At 64.5% G+C, this 15,337-nt stretch carries 11 protein-coding genes and 1 pseudogene; 5 read left to right on the top strand and 7 right to left on the bottom strand.

Annotated elements, in window-relative coordinates; genetic code table 11:
* Window positions 1-7: 7 nt before the first annotated feature.
* The 4 genes from KEC45_RS08920 to KEC45_RS08935 are packed head-to-tail and all read right to left on the bottom strand — an operon-like array spanning window position 8 to window position 4,890.
* Window positions 8-739: an N-formylglutamate amidohydrolase gene (locus KEC45_RS08920; protein WP_062180292.1), complete on the bottom strand. Its 732-nt coding sequence runs from the start codon at window positions 737-739 to the stop codon at window positions 8-10.
* Window positions 736-1,584: a 4-(cytidine 5'-diphospho)-2-C-methyl-D-erythritol kinase gene (locus KEC45_RS08925; protein WP_062180289.1), complete on the bottom strand. Its 849-nt coding sequence runs from the start codon at window positions 1,582-1,584 to the stop codon at window positions 736-738. Before KEC45_RS08925 ends, KEC45_RS08920 begins: the two co-directional genes overlap by 4 nt.
* Entirely contained in the window at window positions 1,581-3,191 is a 1,611-nt protein-coding gene (locus KEC45_RS08930) for a hypothetical protein (RefSeq protein WP_252171943.1), read from the bottom strand. Before KEC45_RS08930 ends, KEC45_RS08925 begins: the two co-directional genes overlap by 4 nt.
* A 43-nt stretch (window positions 3,192-3,234) precedes the next feature.
* Complete coding sequence (locus KEC45_RS08935; protein WP_252171944.1) at window positions 3,235-4,890, bottom strand: electron transfer flavoprotein-ubiquinone oxidoreductase; 1,656 nt, start codon at window positions 4,888-4,890, stop codon at window positions 3,235-3,237.
* A gap of 118 nt (window positions 4,891-5,008) precedes the next feature.
* On the opposite strand from KEC45_RS08935, the gene KEC45_RS08940 reads away from it, so the two are divergent.
* The 5 genes and pseudogenes from KEC45_RS08940 (at window position 5,009) to KEC45_RS08960 (ending at window position 9,593) form a co-directional block, all read left to right on the top strand.
* Complete coding sequence (locus KEC45_RS08940; RefSeq protein ID WP_062180283.1) at window positions 5,009-5,797, top strand: uracil-DNA glycosylase family protein; 789 nt, start codon at window positions 5,009-5,011, stop codon at window positions 5,795-5,797.
* A gap of 12 nt (window positions 5,798-5,809) precedes the next feature.
* Complete coding sequence (locus KEC45_RS08945; RefSeq protein WP_062183867.1) at window positions 5,810-7,564, top strand: lytic transglycosylase domain-containing protein; 1,755 nt, start codon at window positions 5,810-5,812, stop codon at window positions 7,562-7,564.
* A gap of 11 nt (window positions 7,565-7,575) precedes the next feature.
* Window positions 7,576-8,100 (top strand): molybdenum cofactor biosynthesis protein B, encoded by a 525-nt coding sequence (moaB, locus tag KEC45_RS08950; RefSeq protein WP_062180280.1) that lies wholly within the window; start codon window positions 7,576-7,578, stop codon window positions 8,098-8,100.
* Between the two features lie 100 nt (window positions 8,101-8,200).
* The gene (locus KEC45_RS08955) at window positions 8,201-9,235 is read left to right on the top strand and encodes a PA0069 family radical SAM protein (protein WP_062183864.1); all 1,035 of its coding nucleotides are present in this window, start codon (window positions 8,201-8,203) and stop codon (window positions 9,233-9,235) included.
* Window positions 9,236-9,302: 67 nt separating this feature from the next.
* Window positions 9,303-9,593, top strand: a pseudogene (locus KEC45_RS08960) (GIY-YIG nuclease family protein).
* 48 nt (window positions 9,594-9,641) lie between these two features.
* Here KEC45_RS08960 and KEC45_RS08965 read toward each other — a convergent pair.
* The 3 genes from KEC45_RS08965 to dnaE form a co-directional block, all read right to left on the bottom strand.
* A complete protein-coding gene (locus KEC45_RS08965; protein ID WP_062180277.1) occupies window positions 9,642-11,246 on the bottom strand; it encodes a long-chain fatty acid--CoA ligase in 1,605 nt (534 codons plus the stop codon).
* A gap of 145 nt (window positions 11,247-11,391) precedes the next feature.
* Window positions 11,392-11,802 carry a GFA family protein gene (locus KEC45_RS08970; protein WP_062180275.1) on the bottom strand — a complete coding sequence of 137 codons (411 nt, stop codon included), beginning with the start codon at window positions 11,800-11,802 and terminating at the stop codon, window positions 11,392-11,394.
* A 12-nt stretch (window positions 11,803-11,814) separates the two neighbouring features.
* On the bottom strand, window positions 11,815-15,300 hold the full coding sequence (dnaE, locus tag KEC45_RS08975) for a DNA polymerase III subunit alpha (RefSeq protein WP_062180272.1): 3,486 nt from the start codon (window positions 15,298-15,300) through the stop codon (window positions 11,815-11,817).
* Window positions 15,301-15,337: the final 37 nt, after the last annotated feature.

The following is a 15,337-nucleotide window of genomic DNA, read 5'->3' on the forward strand; positions in this document are numbered from 1 at the left end:
TACACGCCTATCCGGGCAGATTCAATGCAACTTTGCTGCACATGCGAGAAAGGCGTCCGGCGAACAGCGCCTGCCCCGCCGCATCGCCGACCAGATCCTGCCGCATCTCGATCCCGACATAGGGAATGCCGTTCGCTTCGGCGTGGCGGTTCATCGTCGCGTTGAGCAACTTACCCGAATAGGGCTGCTGGTCGCCAACGATCATTTCTTCGGCTTCCAGGGCCGCGATTGCCGCCGCTGCGAGCCGATCGTCCTCATTGTACAGAACGCCGACATGCCAGGGCCGCGCTTGATCGGGATGTGCGGCGAGCGACGGCGTAAAGCTGTGCAGCGACAGGACCATCGCCGGGCGATGCGCCGCGATCGTCGCAGCGATATGGTCGTGATAGGGCCGGAAAAAACGCGCCAGCCGTGCCTCGCGCCCATCGTCGCCCAGCGCATTGCCGGGAACGGCATGCCCATCGCTGGCGATCGGCAATACGCCCGGCGCATCCTCATCGCGATTGCAATCGACGACGAGGCGCGACACGCCGCCGAGGATTGCCGCGTCGACCGCGCCGCCTTCAACGAGTAGCGCGGCCACCTCGGCCACGCCGATATCGATCGCGATGTGATTGGTCAGCAGCATGGGATCGATACCCAGATCGATATCGGCGGGCACGAAAGCCGACGCATGGTCGGCGATCAGCAGGATACCCCCGGTCCGCGCCGTTCCGATCTGCCGCCAAGCCTCGCTCACCGTAATACTCCTGCCATGGTCCACCAGTCCGGATGCCGTTCCGCCAGCGTTGCAGCGGCCGCGTCGCGCTCGGCGGCGGAATCGAACAGCGCGAAACAGGTTGCTCCCGATCCCGACATGCGCGCCAGCCAGGGCCGCAATGCCCCCAGTTCGAGCAGGATATCGGTAATCGCCGGACATTGCGCGATTGCCGCGCGCTGCAGATCGTTACGCGCGCCGAGCAGCCCGGCGCGCATGTCGGCGCCGGTGAAGAGTGCGCCCCGATCGACCCCATCCCACGCGGCAAACACCGGACCCGTCGCAACCGGCAGACGCGGATTGACGAGCAGGACCGGCGTCCCGCCGAGGCTTAGCCCTGGCACCGGGCTCAGTTCTTCGCCCACGCCGACGCCAAGGCACGTCATGCTCGCCACGCACGCGGCGATATCGGCACCCAGCGGGCTCACCAGCCGTGCCAAGGTCGCATCGCCCAGCTCGGGCAAAAAATGCTTCCGTATGAGCCGCGCCATCGCCGCGGCATCCGCCGAACCGCCGCCGATCCCTGCCGCGACCGGCAGCCGCTTCGTTAACGTCACGGCAAGCGGCGGCACCCGGTCGGCGCCATAGCGCCCGCGCAGCAGCGCCAGCACCTTCATCACCAGATTGTCGCCGCCCGCGCTCAGCCCTTCACCGAATTCACCGTCAATCGCCAGCGCATCCTCGTCCGCGAATTCGGCCGTAATCGCGTCGCCGCCGTCGACGAAGGCGAACAGCGTCTCGATCTCATGATAGCCGTCGGCCCGCCGCCCGCGCACATGCAGCGCAAGGTTGATCTTGGCCCAACCCGTCTCGTGGAACGCCGTCACGGTGCAGTGGTCGCGTGGGTCAGCCCGTCGCGCAGTTTCGCCTCCAGCCGGGTCGCCATTTCGGCGTCGGCGATCAGCGCCGCTGCACGCCAGTTATAGCGTGCGCGAAACTTCTGCCCCGCCTGCCAATAGGCATCGCCCAGATGTTCGACGATCACCGCATTTTCGGGCTCGCCGAGCTGAGCCTTTTCGAGCAGCTTGATCGCGTCGTCGGTGCGACCGGTGAGGAAATAGGCCCAGCCAAGCGAATCGGCGATGCTCGCATTCTGCGGCGCCTGCGCCCATGCCGCCTCGATCCGAGCGATTGATTGTTTTACGTCCTTACGCCGTTCGAGCGCCGAATAGCCGGCGAAGTTCAGGATCGACCCGTCTTCAGGGCGCAGCGCGACCGCCTTTTCCATCAATGGCGCGGCCGCATCCCACTGTCCCGCCTGCAGCAGCAACTCGGCGCGGGCGATCAGCAAAGTACCGCGCAGCGACTGGTCGCCTTCATCGTCGCCCAGCGCGGCTTCGAGCCGTTCATAGGCCCGCGACGCCGTCGCCGGATCGTTCGAGCGCCGCGCAATGTCGGCAAGGCGGACCAGCATGCTGCGCGCGGGATTTTCGTTCGCCGCGACCTCGGCAAGCTTGGCTGCGCCGGGAAGGTCGCCGGCATCGGCGATCAATTCGGCGCGGCGCATCATGAGCACCGGCGGCAGCGGCGTCCGCCCGGTATCGAGCAGCGCGATCGCATCCCCCTGTTGCCCATTGCGATCGAGCGCCTCCACAAGCGTCGTCCGCACCGCCATATCCTGATCGTTCAGCCAATAAGCCGCGCGTGCGAACAGCAGCGGCAGTTTCGCGCTGCCATTGGGGGTCCGCGCCAGTCCGTCGGCGAGCAAACCGAGCCATTGCGCCGTGCCGGCGCGCGGGGTCGACACCGGCTGATCGGGCAAAAGCAGCATCGGATCCTCGCGCTGGCCCGACGCAAGCGCAATCCGTCCGCGAAGTCGCTGCGCCGCATCGCGCTCGCCCGCTTTGTCGAGCGTCGCCGCGAGGCGCAGACCCACCAGTTGGCTCGTCCGGTCGGTCAATGTCACGCCATCGCTCAGCATCACCGCCGCGGCGGTGCGTTTCGTCGCGATCTGGACGAGTGCGACCTGAAGCGTCAGCGCAGGTTCGGGCCGTATCCGGCTGTTCGCGCTAAGCAAATGGCGCTCGGGGAAATTCTCGCGCGCGCCGACGTCGATCCATGCATTCACCGTCGGGACGATCAGCCGCGCGATCGTATCGGCGCCCGCCTTGTCGGCGCGCCCCGCCATATAGTCGCGCGCCGCTTTCCAGTCCGACCGGCGCATCGCGTCGACCATCAGCACCAACTGCGCATCGAAACGCCGATCACCGGCGGTCCACAGCCGAAGCGCCGCCGAGCGCGAGGCCTCAAGATCGCCTGCCTCGATCGCTTGCTCCAGCATCCGTCCGCTGAGGCCCGGCAAATCGGGCGCGACGCTGGAGACCGCGGTCAAGGCCGACAGCGCCGCTGCGGGCTCGCCGCCCTCTTCCGCCAGCCGCGCCCGCACCAGCGCGTTGAGCGCGGCGCCATTATCGTCGATTGCCCACGCCGGCACCGCCGCCGCGAACAGGCCGGCGATCAGGAACAGGCGAACGGGCTTACATATTGGGGTAATTGGGGCCTCCGCCGCCTTCAGGGGTGACCCAGTTGATATTCTGGGTCGGGTCCTTGATGTCGCACGTCTTGCAATGGACGCAATTCTGCGCGTTGATCACGAATTTCGGGTCGCCTTCTGCCTCGCCGACGATTTCGTAGACGCCCGCCGGGCAATAACGCTGCGCGGGCTCGTCATAGAGCGGCAAATTATACGCCACCGGGATCGACGGGTCCTTGAGTTGCAGGTGGACCGGCTGATCTTCCTCATGATTGGTGTTCGAAATGAACACCGAGGACAGGCGATCAAAGGTCAGCACGCCGTCGGGCTTGGGATAATCGGGTTTCGGCATGATGTCGGCCCGGTACAGGCTCTCATTGTCCGGATGATGCTTCATCGTGAAGGGAACTTTGATCTTCAGCGTTTCGAGCCACATCGTCATGCCCGACAGGATCGTCCCGGCCAGATCGCCATATTTCTCGACGAGCGGCAACACGTTGCGGACGACGCTGAGTTCCTTCTTGACCCAGCTCTCGTCAAAGGCCGCCTGATAGGCGTCGAGCGTGTCGCTGCCACGACCTGCGGTCACCGCGGCGAACGCCGCTTCGGCCGCCATCATCCCCGACTTCATCGCGGTATGCGTGCCCTTGATGCGCGGGACGTTGAGGAAGCCGGCGGTGTCGCCGATCAGCGCGCCGCCCGGGAAAGCGAGTTTGGGTACCGATTGCAGCCCGCCGTCGCTGATCGCGCGCGCGCCATAGGAAACGCGCTTACCACCCTTCAGTATCTTGGCGATCTCCGGGTGGGTCTTCCACTTCTGCATCTCCTGGAACGGGGAGATGTGCGGGTTGCGATAGTTGAGCCAAGTCACAAAGCCCAGGGCGACCTGCCCGTTCGCCTGATGATACAGGAAACCGCCGCCATTGGCATTCTGGTCGAGCGGCCAGCCCTGCGTGTGGATCACGCGGCCGGCGGCATGATTCTCCGGCTTGATGTCCCAGAGCTCCTTGACGCCAAGGCCATAGACCTGCGGCTCGCAATCGCTGTCGAGCGCGAACTGCGGCTTCAGCATCTTGGTCAGATGGCCGCGCACCCCCTCGGCGAAAAAAGTGTATTTTGCATGGAGTTCGAGGCCGGGGGCGTAATCGCCCTTGTGGCTGCCGTCGCGCGCAATGCCCATATCGCCGGTTGCGACGCCTTTGACCGAGCCATCTTCATTGTAGAGGATTTCCGCCGCGGGAAAGCCCGGGAAGATTTCGACGCCCAGCCCTTCGGCCTGTTCGGCCAGCCAGCGGCAGAGGTTGCCAAGGCTGCCGGTGTAGGTCCCGACATTGTGCATGAAGGGCGGCGTGATGATGTGCGGCAGGCTGAACTTCTTGCCCTTGGTCAGCACCCAATGCTGGTTGTCGTTGACCGGCACCTCGGCGAGCGGGCAACCCATCTCGCGCCACTCGGGAAGCAGTTCGTCGAGCCCCTTGGGGTCGATCACCGCGCCCGACAGGATATGCGCGCCGACTTCCGATCCCTTTTCGAGGATACAGACCGACAATTCGCTGCCCGCGTCATTCGCCAATTGTTTGAGGCGGATCGCCGCCGAAAGCCCCGCCGGCCCTGCGCCGACGATGACCACGTCATAGGGCATCGATTCCCGTTCGCTCACCGCAAATACCTTTCTGCCGTCCCTGCGCGGACATTCATCGTGTCCTGCGCTCATTCTGTCACGATTTGCGATGCCCGCCAATTGACGCGTCCGTCAACTGCCTGTTTGAAACAAAATCATGGGTGGGCAAAATTCAGCCTTGCTGGCGGAAAGCATTTGCGACTGGTGGTCGCTGGCGGGTGTCGACGCGCTTGTCGGCGAGCAGCCGGCGGGCTGGCTCGTCACGCCGCCTGCAAATGACGCTGCGGCAGCCAAGCCGAAACGCGTTGTTCAGGCCGAGCCCGAACTGCCCCCGCTCCCCCCAGCACTCCAGCGCCAGGACGCGGCCGAAGACGCCGAACCCAAGGGTCCGGTCGTGTTTCCGGACGATTGGACCGAATTTCGAAACTGGCTTGCCGAGAGCGACGACGTGCCCGGCAGCCAATGGGACGCGCATCGCGTCCTTCCCGTCGGCGACGCCGGGGCGCCGCTGATGCTGCTTACAGCATGGCCCGAAATCGACGATCAACAGGGCGGAACGCTGTTTTCCGGCGCGGCGGGCAAGCTGCTCGACGCGATGTTGCAGGCGATCGGCATGGCACGCAGCGACTGCTATGTCGCTAGCCTCGCGGTGACGCGGCCCGCCGGCGGCCGCTGCGACGGCGAAGAGGCGGCCGAACTCGACCGCCTGCTCTGGCATCATCTGCGACTGGCGAAACCGGGCCGCCTGCTGTTGATCGGAAGCGATATCGTGCGCATGGCGGCCGCGACCGCGCTGCCCGATGCGCGCGGACGGTTACTGAATATTAACCAAGATGGCGGCAATCTGGAGGCTGTGGCTGTGGCGCATCCGACGATGCTGCTGGCCCGACCCGCCCAGAAAGCGGCGGCATGGGATAGCCTGAAACTGTTCAACCGGGGACGTTGACGGATGCAGAATATGACCAGAACCCTGATTTCATGCGCCGCTCTGGCGATTTCTATCAGCGCGGCACCGGCGTTCGCCGCCGATGCCAGCAACCGCGACCTGATGTCCGCGCCGCAGACGGTGCCCGATATCCTGTCGTCGAAGCAGAAACAGCTTTATACGCAGGTGCTGACGGCGATCCGCGGCCAGCGTTGGGCCGACGCCAAATCGCTGCTCGACGGGGCGGACAATGGCCCGCTCAACGATTTTCTGCGCGCCGAACTGCTGACCGCCGCGAACAGCCCGCGCGCCGAAGTTTCGGATATCATGCCGATCCTGTCGCGCTCCCCCTTTCTGCCGCAGGCGGAGCAGCTCGGCCGCCTCGCCGCAAAGCGCGGCGCGACCGACATGCCGACGTTGCCGCTGCAGTCGCGGCTCGCCTGGTCGGGCAGCGCGCCGCGCCGTCTCGGTGCCGACGCGATCAGCAGCGACCCCGTCGCCGCGAGCCTTGCGCGAACGATCCCCGAGCGGATCAAGAATGACGATCCCGCAGGCGCCGAAGCCCTGCTCAACGCGGTCGCGGACCGGCTGACGCCCGAAGCGCGTAACGAATGGCGGCAGAAGGTCGCCTGGTCCTATTATATCGAGAATGACGACGCGAACGCGTTGCGCCTCGCGAACGATTGCAGCGATGGCCAGGGCGCCTGGTCGACGCAGGGCGCTTGGGTCAAGGGCCTCGCCGCCTGGCGCACCCGCGACTATCGCACCGCCCTCACCGCCTTCGACCGCGTTTCGAAGGAAGCGCCCGATAGCGAGCTGCGCGCAGCCGCTTATTATTGGGCTGCCCGCGCCGCCGTCGCGGCGGGCGAACCTTCGTCGGTCCAGTCGCGCCTGCGGGCCGCAGCCGCCAACGAAGAAACACTTTACGGCCTGCTTGCCGCCGAAATACTCGGCGTCGAAACGACCGCCCAACGCGAGAATGTCCGCGCCGACCGCAGCGCCTGGCGCGCGCTCGAAGATATGCCGAACGTTCGTATCGCGATGGCCTTCGCGGAAATCGGCGAGGATAATTATGCCGGCGCCGCGCTGCGCCATCAGGCGCTGATCGGCGATCCGCGCCAGCATGAGCAATTGCTTGCCATGGCGGGCGCGCTCAGCCTGCCCGAAACGCAGCTCTATCTTGCGCACAACACGCCGCAGGGGCGCAAGCTCGCGGCGCAGACACGCTATCCGCAGCCGAAATGGGAGCCGAACGGCGGCTGGAAAGTCGACCCTGCGCTAGTCTTTGCCCATACGTTGCAGGAATCGCGGTTCCAGCGCACCGTCGTCAGCCCCGCCGGCGCTTTTGGTCTGATGCAAGTCCGCCCGGGCACCGCGCGCGATATTGCGCGCTGGCGCGGCGACGCCGGCACCGGCGACCTGCGCATTCCCGCGGTGAACATGGATATGGGGCAGAGCTATCTGCAATATCTCAGCCGCGACCCGTCGACTGGTGGCCAGCTGCCGAAGGTCATCGCCGCCTATAACGCCGGCCCCGCGCCGATCGCGCGCTGGCAGACCGAGATCCGCGACAATGGCGATCCGCTGCTCTACATCGAATCGATCCCTTATTGGGAAACGCGCGGTTATGTCGGCATCGTGCTGCGCAATTACTGGATGTACGAAGCGCAGCAGGGCAAACCGTCGGTCAGCCGCGCGGCGCTCGCGCAGGGCAAATGGCCGCGCTTTCCCGACGGCAAGGATCGCACGCGCCTGACCTATGCGGGCGGCATCGCGAATGCCGATTGATCGGAGCGCGAATGCCGATTGACGAGAGCCTCGTCTTCAAACCCGTCCGCATTGCGCTGCTGACCATATCGGACAGCCGCAGCGCCGCCGACGACCGGTCGGGCGACAAGCTGGAACAACTGCTGACCACTGCGGGCCATATCTTGGCGGCGCGTGCGATCATCAGGGATGAAACCGACCTGATCGTCTCGCGCCTGCATAACTGGATCGACGATCCGGAGGTCGATGTCGTCATCACCACCGGCGGCACGGGACTGACGGGCCGCGACGTGACCCCCGAGGCGCTGCACCGGCTCGACGGCAAGGACATCCCGGGCTTCGGCGAGCTGTTTCGCTGGCTCAGCTATCAGACGATCGGAACCTCGACGATCCAGTCGCGCGCCTGCGCCGTCGTCGCACGCGGCACGTATATCTTCGCGCTTCCCGGCTCGACCGGGGCTGTGACCGATGCGTGGGAAGGCATTCTTTCGACACAGCTCGACAGTCGCCACAAGCCCTGCAACTTCGTCGAACTGATGCCGCGCCTCACCGAATAGCGCATTTGTTCTTTATTTGTTCTCACTGGCGCGATATTCTGCGTGGGTGGAATCAACAAAGCCTCTTCCCCCGATCGCGGGCCGTGGCGCCCCGACGAACCTGCGCCCGACCCGCACCGGTTCGGCCGAGCGCGTCGCCGATGGCGACTGGCTTGATGCGGCGGAAGACATCGACGGCGACATTCCACGGCTTCGCACCACGGTAACCGTCGAGCATCCCAAAACGATCATTTCGCGCAACAAGTCCCCCGACATCGGCTTCGATCGCTCAATCAATCCCTATCGCGGCTGCGAGCATGGTTGCATTTATTGTTTCGCGCGTCCGACGCATGCGTTTCACGACCTGTCACCGGGGCTCGACTTTGAAAGCAGGCTGGTCGCCAAACCCGATGCGGCGAAGCTGCTTCGCGCCGAACTGGCGAAACGCGGCTATGTCGCGGCGCCGATTGCGATCGGGACCAACACCGACGGCTATCAGCCGATCGAGCGCGAATGGGGCATCACCCGATCGGTGGTCGAGATACTCGCCGAAACGCGCCACCCCCTCATCATCACGACCAAGTCCGACCGCGTGCTGCGCGATATCGACCTGCTCGCCGATATGGCGCGCGACAATCTGGTCGGCGTCGCCGTTTCGGTAACGTCTCTGGACCCGCAGATCGCCCGCACGCTCGAACCACGCGCGCCGCACCCGCGCCGCCGCCTGGCCGCGATCCGCAGGCTGATAGACGCGGGCGTGCCGACGCAGGTCAATATCTCGCCGATCATCCCCGCGATCACCGATCACGAGATCGAGGCGATCATGGCCGCCGCCGCAGAGGCCGGCGCGATCCGTGCGTCCTATATATTGATGCGCCTTCCCCATGAGGTAGCGCCGCTCTTTCGCGCCTGGCTCGCCGCCCACTATCCCGACCGCGCCGACAAGGTCATGCATATGGTGCAGGACATTCGCGGCGGCCGCGACAACGACCCGAATTTCTTCACGCGAATGAAGGGCCAAGGCGTCTGGGCGCAGCTCATCCGCACGCGCGTCAAGCGCGCGGCACGCGAGCATGGCATGGACAGGAGCTTCCCGCCGATCCGTAGCGACCTGTTCCGTCCACCCGAGCGCGATGGGCAGATGGAGCTGTTCTAGCGACAGGTACAGACAAACCGTCGCGCCCGCGAAGGCGGGGGCCGCTAGCGTCATGGAGCCGAACGCGATGAGGCAAGCCTACGTCTACATCATGACCAACAAGCCGATGGGCATCCTCTACATAGGAGTCACAAACGACCTTCCATCTCGAATCCACGCGCACAGGTCAGGGACGGGCTAGGAATTTTGCCGAAAATGGAATCTCAAACGACTGGTCCCTGCCGAACCATTCGACCGGATCGATGAAGCGATTGGTCGGGAGAAAGCTTTGAAGAGATGAAACCGGGTATGGAAACTGCGTCTGATTTCAGAAGCCAACCCCGAGTGGATCGATCTGTTCGAACCCCTCAACAACTGAAAGGTGCCGCCAGCGGCCCCCGCCTTCGCGGGGGCGGCGGTTATTCCATCAGGCCGCGTCCAGCGACCGTAGTTTGTAATCCTTATAGTCGTCGCGGATCTGGCGCTTCAGAATCTTGCCCGTCGCGGTGTGCGGCAGCTCGTCGACGAAGACGATCTCGTCAGGCAGCCACCATTTGGCGACCTTGTCCTTCAGATAATCGACAATCACCGCCTCGTTCGTTTCTGCACCGGGCTTCCTGACGATCAGCAGGATCGGCCGCTCGTCCCATTTGGGATGATAGACGCCGACTGCCGCCGCTTCCTGCACTCCGGGCGCGCCGACCGCCGCATTTTCAAGCTCGATCGAGCTGATCCACTCGCCACCCGATTTGATGACGTCCTTGGCGCGATCGGTAATCTGCATCACGCCATCGGGGTGAATGACCGATACGTCGCCGGTATCGAACCAGTCCTCGGCATCGGCGGCGTCGGCATCGGCCTTGAAATAACGCCGGATGATCCACGGCCCGCGTATCTGGAGCCGTCCGCTGCTCTGTCCGTCACGCGGCAGTTCCCTGTCCTCGTCATCGACGATACGCAGTTCGACGCCGAACGGCGGGCAGCCCTGGCGACAGACGACGTCGACGCGCTCGTCAAAGCTCATCTCGCCCCAGTTCCACGGCCGCTTGCCCATGGTGCCGATCGGCGATGTTTCGGTCATCCCCCAAGCGTGCGCCACTTCGACGCCGGCCCTCATGAAACGTTCGATCATCGCGCGCGGCGCGGCGGACCCACCGATGATGACGCGCGTCAGCTTGCCATAATCGATGCCCGTTGCATCCATATGGCCGAACATCGCCAGCCAGACCGTCGGAACGCCCGCGCTGTGCGTCACACCCTCGTCATGCATCAGGTCGCACAATATTTGCGCGTCATTGGTCGCCGAAAAAACCAGCTTTGCCCCCACCGTTGCCGCCGCGAAAGGAATGCCCCAGCTATTCGCATGGAACATCGGCACGATCGGCAGGACGACGCTGCGGTTCGACATGTCGAACACGTCGGGCTGGATCTCGGTGATCGCGTGGATGACGTTCGAGCGATGTTCGTAAATCACGCCCTTCGGGTTGCCCGTCGTCCCGCTTGTGTAGCAAAGCCCCACCGGATCGCGCTCGTCGAGCTCGACCCATTCGAAACTGCCGTCTTCGGCATCGATCAGGTCACGATAGGAAGAATATCCCTCGCGCGCCGGCGCGTCGAACAGGATGAAGTGTTCGACCGTCGGCAATTGCGGACGCAACCGCTCGACGATGGGCAGGAACATCGCGTCAAAGAACAGGACGCGGTCCTCGGCGTGATTGATGATATAGACGAGCTGCTCGTCGAACAGCCGCGGATTGACGGTGTGCAGCACTCCGCCAAGCCCAGCGCTGCCGTACCAACTGACCAGATGATAGCCATGGTTCATCGCCAGCGTTGCGATCCGATCGCCCTTTTTCATCCCGAGCTTGGTCATCGCCGCGGCAAAGCGACGTGCATCCTTGCCGACATCGCCCCACGTCGTTCGCGTCATGCTGCCGTCGGCCCAGCGCGAAACGATTTCGCGTCCCGCATGTTCGCGCGCGGCATGATCGATCAGGCTTGTGACGAGCAGCGGCTGGCCCTGCATTCCCATATTCAGGCATCCTCAAATTATCGTTGCCGGTCAGGAATAGGGCCGGAAATGCTCCACGCGCAAGGGCCAAGCCAGAAACAACCGCTCCTCCAATCGCGAGGGGGCGCCATCCGTCGGTTTCCCGAACGACGGCAGGCATCTGCAATCAGCCGGGCAAGCCATCCATATGGGGCACATCGATCAGGTCGGCGTCCCATTCGGCACGGCTGGCGCAGCATATATGCGCGGTCGGGCGGATATCGACGGGTCCATCGAGGCTGCCGGCAGGAACGACGAGCAACGCGCCATTGTTCTGCACAATGGGTAGCGCCGACCCGCATATGCGACAGAAACTGCGTTCGTGACGCGTATCGGGCAGCCGGAAAGAAGTCACCGCTTCGTCACCCGACAACCACTCGATCGTCGCACTGGTCGCGAACAGGTTCGCGCCGTGCGCCGACCCGCTGTTCTTTCGGCACCGCGAACAATGGCACAGGAAAAAGGCGTCGAACCCGCCCGATATTTCGAATTTCGCGGTGCCGCAAAGGCAGCGCCCCGACGTTTTCTTCTCCGTCATGTCTTGCCCCGCCTAACGAACGCGGAAATCGCGCTGCGCGACCAGCGACAACGCCGCCTCGCTCACTCCGGCGATCATCTCAAGACGCGAGACGGTGTCCGGCCCCAAAGCGAAACCGCGCCCCAGCTCGACGCGGATATCCTGGTCGGTCAACGGATCGCGCGTCGCGATGACGACCTTGCCGCGCGCATCCTCACGCGTTTCGAGCCAGCGCGCGATCTCTGCTATCGCGTCGGGCAGCTCAACCCGGCATGTGAGTTGCAGGGCCGCCGTCGCGGCGATATCCACGAGCGACTGGGCTCCGCGTACCGTCACCCGCGGCGTTTCTTCGCCTTCGAGCAGGTCGAGTTCGACCGACAAAATCGCGCAGCCGCCGTCGGCGGCGAGCGCTTCGAGCGTCTTGCCAGCCATCTCGTCGAAGCAGCTCGACTGAAACTGTCCGCTGCGGTCGGACAAGGTCAGATTGAGGAAGCGGTTGCCGCGCTGCGACACGCGCGGCCGCGCGCTTTCGACCATCGCCGCCATCACCATCGGGATGCGCGTGCCCGGCGTCATTTCGACATTGTCGCAGATATCGCCATAAGAGCGCGCTCCGCGCGCCGAAATGATCGCTTCATATTGCTCGACGGGATGCGACGAAAAATAGAAACCGAACGCGTCCTTTTCGCGCGTCATCCGCTCGGCAAGGGTCCATGGTTCGGCGGCGGGCAGTTGCAAAGCCGGCGCGATCGCGATGTCGCCGCCGAACAGGCCGCCCTGCCCCGTCGAACGTTCGTGCGCCGAACTGTTCGCGCAGGCGAGGAGGCTCTCTGCCCCGGCAAAGGCGCGCGGACGGTCGGGTTCGATACAATCGAACGCCCCTCCCCCCGCCAGCGCCTCGATCTGGCGCCGGTTGAGCAATTTTGGATCGATGCGGCTCGCGAAATCGTCGAGCGAGGCGAAGTCGCCCTTGGCGCGCTCGGCGACCAGCGCCTCCATCGCCTTTTCGCCGACGCCCTTCAGCGCGCCGAGCGCGTAGCGCACCGTCAGCCCGTCATCGCTGCGCCCGACCGAGAAATCGGCCTCGCTGTCATTGACCGACGGCGGCGAAATTCCGACGTCCAACCGCCGCATATCGTCGATGAAGATCGACAATTTATCGGTCTGGTGGCTGTCGAAGGACATCGACGCCGCGAAAAATTCGTGCGGATAATGCGCCTTGAGCCACGCGGTCTGGTACGACAGCAGCGCATAAGCGGCGGCATGGCTCTTGTTGAAGCCATAGCCCGCGAATTTGTCGATCAAGTCGAACAGCTCGTTCGCGGCCTTGGGCGCGATCTGGTTATGCTCGCCGCAGCCCTTGACGAACGTCTCGCGCTGCGCGTCCATTTCAGCCTGGACCTTCTTGCCCATCGCACGGCGCAAAAGGTCGGCGCCGCCAAGGCTGTACCCAGCCAGGATCTGCGCCGCCTGCATCACCTGTTCCTGATAGACGAAGATGCCGTAGGTTTCGGCGAGGATGCCTTCGAGCAGCGGATGCGGATAGGCGATCGGCTCGCGCCCGTTCTTGCGCGCGCCGAACAGCGGAATATTGTCCATCGGCCCGGGGCGATAGAGCGCGACGAGTGCGATGATGTCGCCGAAATTGGTCGGCTTCACCGCCGACAGCGTGCGCCGCATCCCTTCGGATTCCAACTGGAACACCCCGACGGTCTCGCCGCGCTGAAGCAGCGCATAGACTTCCTCGTCATCCCACGCGAGCCCGTCGAGATCGACGTCGACACCGCGAAGGGCAAGCAGGCGCTTCGCTTCCTTCAGCACCGACAATGTCTTGAGGCCAAGGAAGTCGAATTTCACCAGCCCCGCGGTCTCGACATATTTCATGTCGAACTGCGTCACCGGCATATCCGAACGCGGGTCGCGATAGAGCGGGACCAGCTGGTCGAGCGGACGATCGCCGATCACCACGCCCGCGGCATGGGTCGAGCTGTGCCGCGGCAGCCCCTCAAGCTGGCGCGCCATGTCAAAGAGACGGCGTACGCCATCGTCCTGCTTATATTCGGTCATCAGCTCAGCAACGCCGTTGAGCGCGCGCTCGAGTGTCCAGGGGTCGGTCGGATGGTTCGGCACCAGCTTCGCGAGCCGGTCGACCTGACCATAGCTCATCTGGAGCACACGGCCGGTGTCCTTGAGCACGGCGCGCGCCTTCAGCTTTCCGAAGGTGATGATCTGCGCGACGGTGTCGCGGCCGTATTTCTCCTGCACATAGCGGATCACCTCACCGCGCCGCGTTTCGCAGAAGTCGATGTCGAAGTCGGGCATCGACACGCGTTCGGGGTTGAGGAAGCGTTCGAACAGCAACCCCAGTTTAAGCGGGTCGAGATCGGTGATCGTCAGCGCCCAGGCAACAACGCTGCCCGCACCCGAACCGCGCCCCGGCCCCACCGGGATATCGTGCGCCTTCGCCCATTTGATGAAGTCGGCAACGATAAGGAAATAGCCGGGGAAGCCCATCTGGGTGATGACGTCGACCTCGAAATCGAGGCGCTTCACATAGGCTTCACGATCTTCGTCGGTCAGTTCGGGATAATGCGCGAGCCGCGCCACGAGCCCCGCATGCGCGTCGGCCTTCAGCTGCGCCGCCTCACCCTCGCGGTCGCCGGCAAGGCTCGGCAGGATCGGCGCGCGCTTCGGCGCCATGAACGCGCAGCGCTGTGCGATGACGAGCGTATTGCGGATCGCCTCCGGCAGGTCCGAGAAAGCGTCTTCCATCGCCTCGGCAGGTTTCAGCCAGGCTTCGGGGCTTGAAACGCGCCGGTCCTCGCTCTCGACATAGGCCGATTGGGCGATACACAGCATCGCGTCGTGCGCGGGATGGAAATTCGGCTCGACAAAATTCGCCGGGTTGGTTGCGACGATCGGGAGCGCGCGGGCATAGGCCAGATCTATCAGCGCGGCTTCGGCCGCGATCTCGGCCGCGTCGCCGCGCCGCGAGAGTTCGATATAGAGGCGCCCGCCGAACAGCGCTTCCAACTGCTCGACATAATCCTCGGCCGCGCTCTTCTGCTCCCCCGCGAGCAACCGCGTCAGCGCTCCCTCGCCGCCGCCGGTCAGGCAGATCAGCCCATCGGTCCGCCCCGCGATATCGGACAGCAGGACGTGCGGATCCTGCTCGACCGGCCGGGCGAGATGCGCCGCCGATACGAGCGCGCAGAGATTGTCATAGCCGGCATTGTCCTGCGCATAGAGCGCGAGCCAGTCGATTTGCGGTGCGCCGTTGGCAAGGCGCGGCCCCGGACGGGCGACGCTCAGCAGCGTGCCGACAATCGGCTGCACCCCCGCCGCCTTGCACGCTTCGCCAAAAGCCATGACCCCATAGAGCCCGTTGCGATCGGCGACCGCAATCGCCGGAAACCCGCGCTCGCGCGCTGCTTTCGCGATCAACTTGGGCTCGATCGCCCCCTCCAGCATGGTGAAACTGGAAAAGACGCGCAGGGGGACAAAGGGGCTGTAGGCCATCGGATGACGCTACAGTGACAGCGGTGATTCTGCCAAG

The organism is Sphingopyxis sp. USTB-05, assembly GCF_023822045.1.
In the GTDB taxonomy this organism is placed as follows: Bacteria; Pseudomonadota; Alphaproteobacteria; order Sphingomonadales; family Sphingomonadaceae; genus Sphingopyxis.

Excerpts from the sequence above, each read along its gene's own strand:
- moaB (WP_062180280.1), top strand. The coding sequence starts at position 7,576 with ATGCCGATTGACGAGAGCCTCGTCTTCAAACCCGTCCGCATTGCGCTG.
- dnaE (WP_062180272.1), bottom strand. The coding sequence starts at position 15,300 with ATGGCCTACAGCCCCTTTGTCCCCCTGCGCGTCTTTTCCAGTTTCACC.
- KEC45_RS08965 (WP_062180277.1), bottom strand. The coding sequence starts at position 11,246 with ATGGGAATGCAGGGCCAGCCGCTGCTCGTCACAAGCCTGATCGATCAT.
- KEC45_RS08940 (WP_062180283.1), top strand. The coding sequence starts at position 5,009 with ATGGGTGGGCAAAATTCAGCCTTGCTGGCGGAAAGCATTTGCGACTGG.
- KEC45_RS08945 (WP_062183867.1), top strand. The coding sequence starts at position 5,810 with ATGACCAGAACCCTGATTTCATGCGCCGCTCTGGCGATTTCTATCAGC.
- KEC45_RS08970 (WP_062180275.1), bottom strand. The coding sequence starts at position 11,802 with ATGACGGAGAAGAAAACGTCGGGGCGCTGCCTTTGCGGCACCGCGAAA.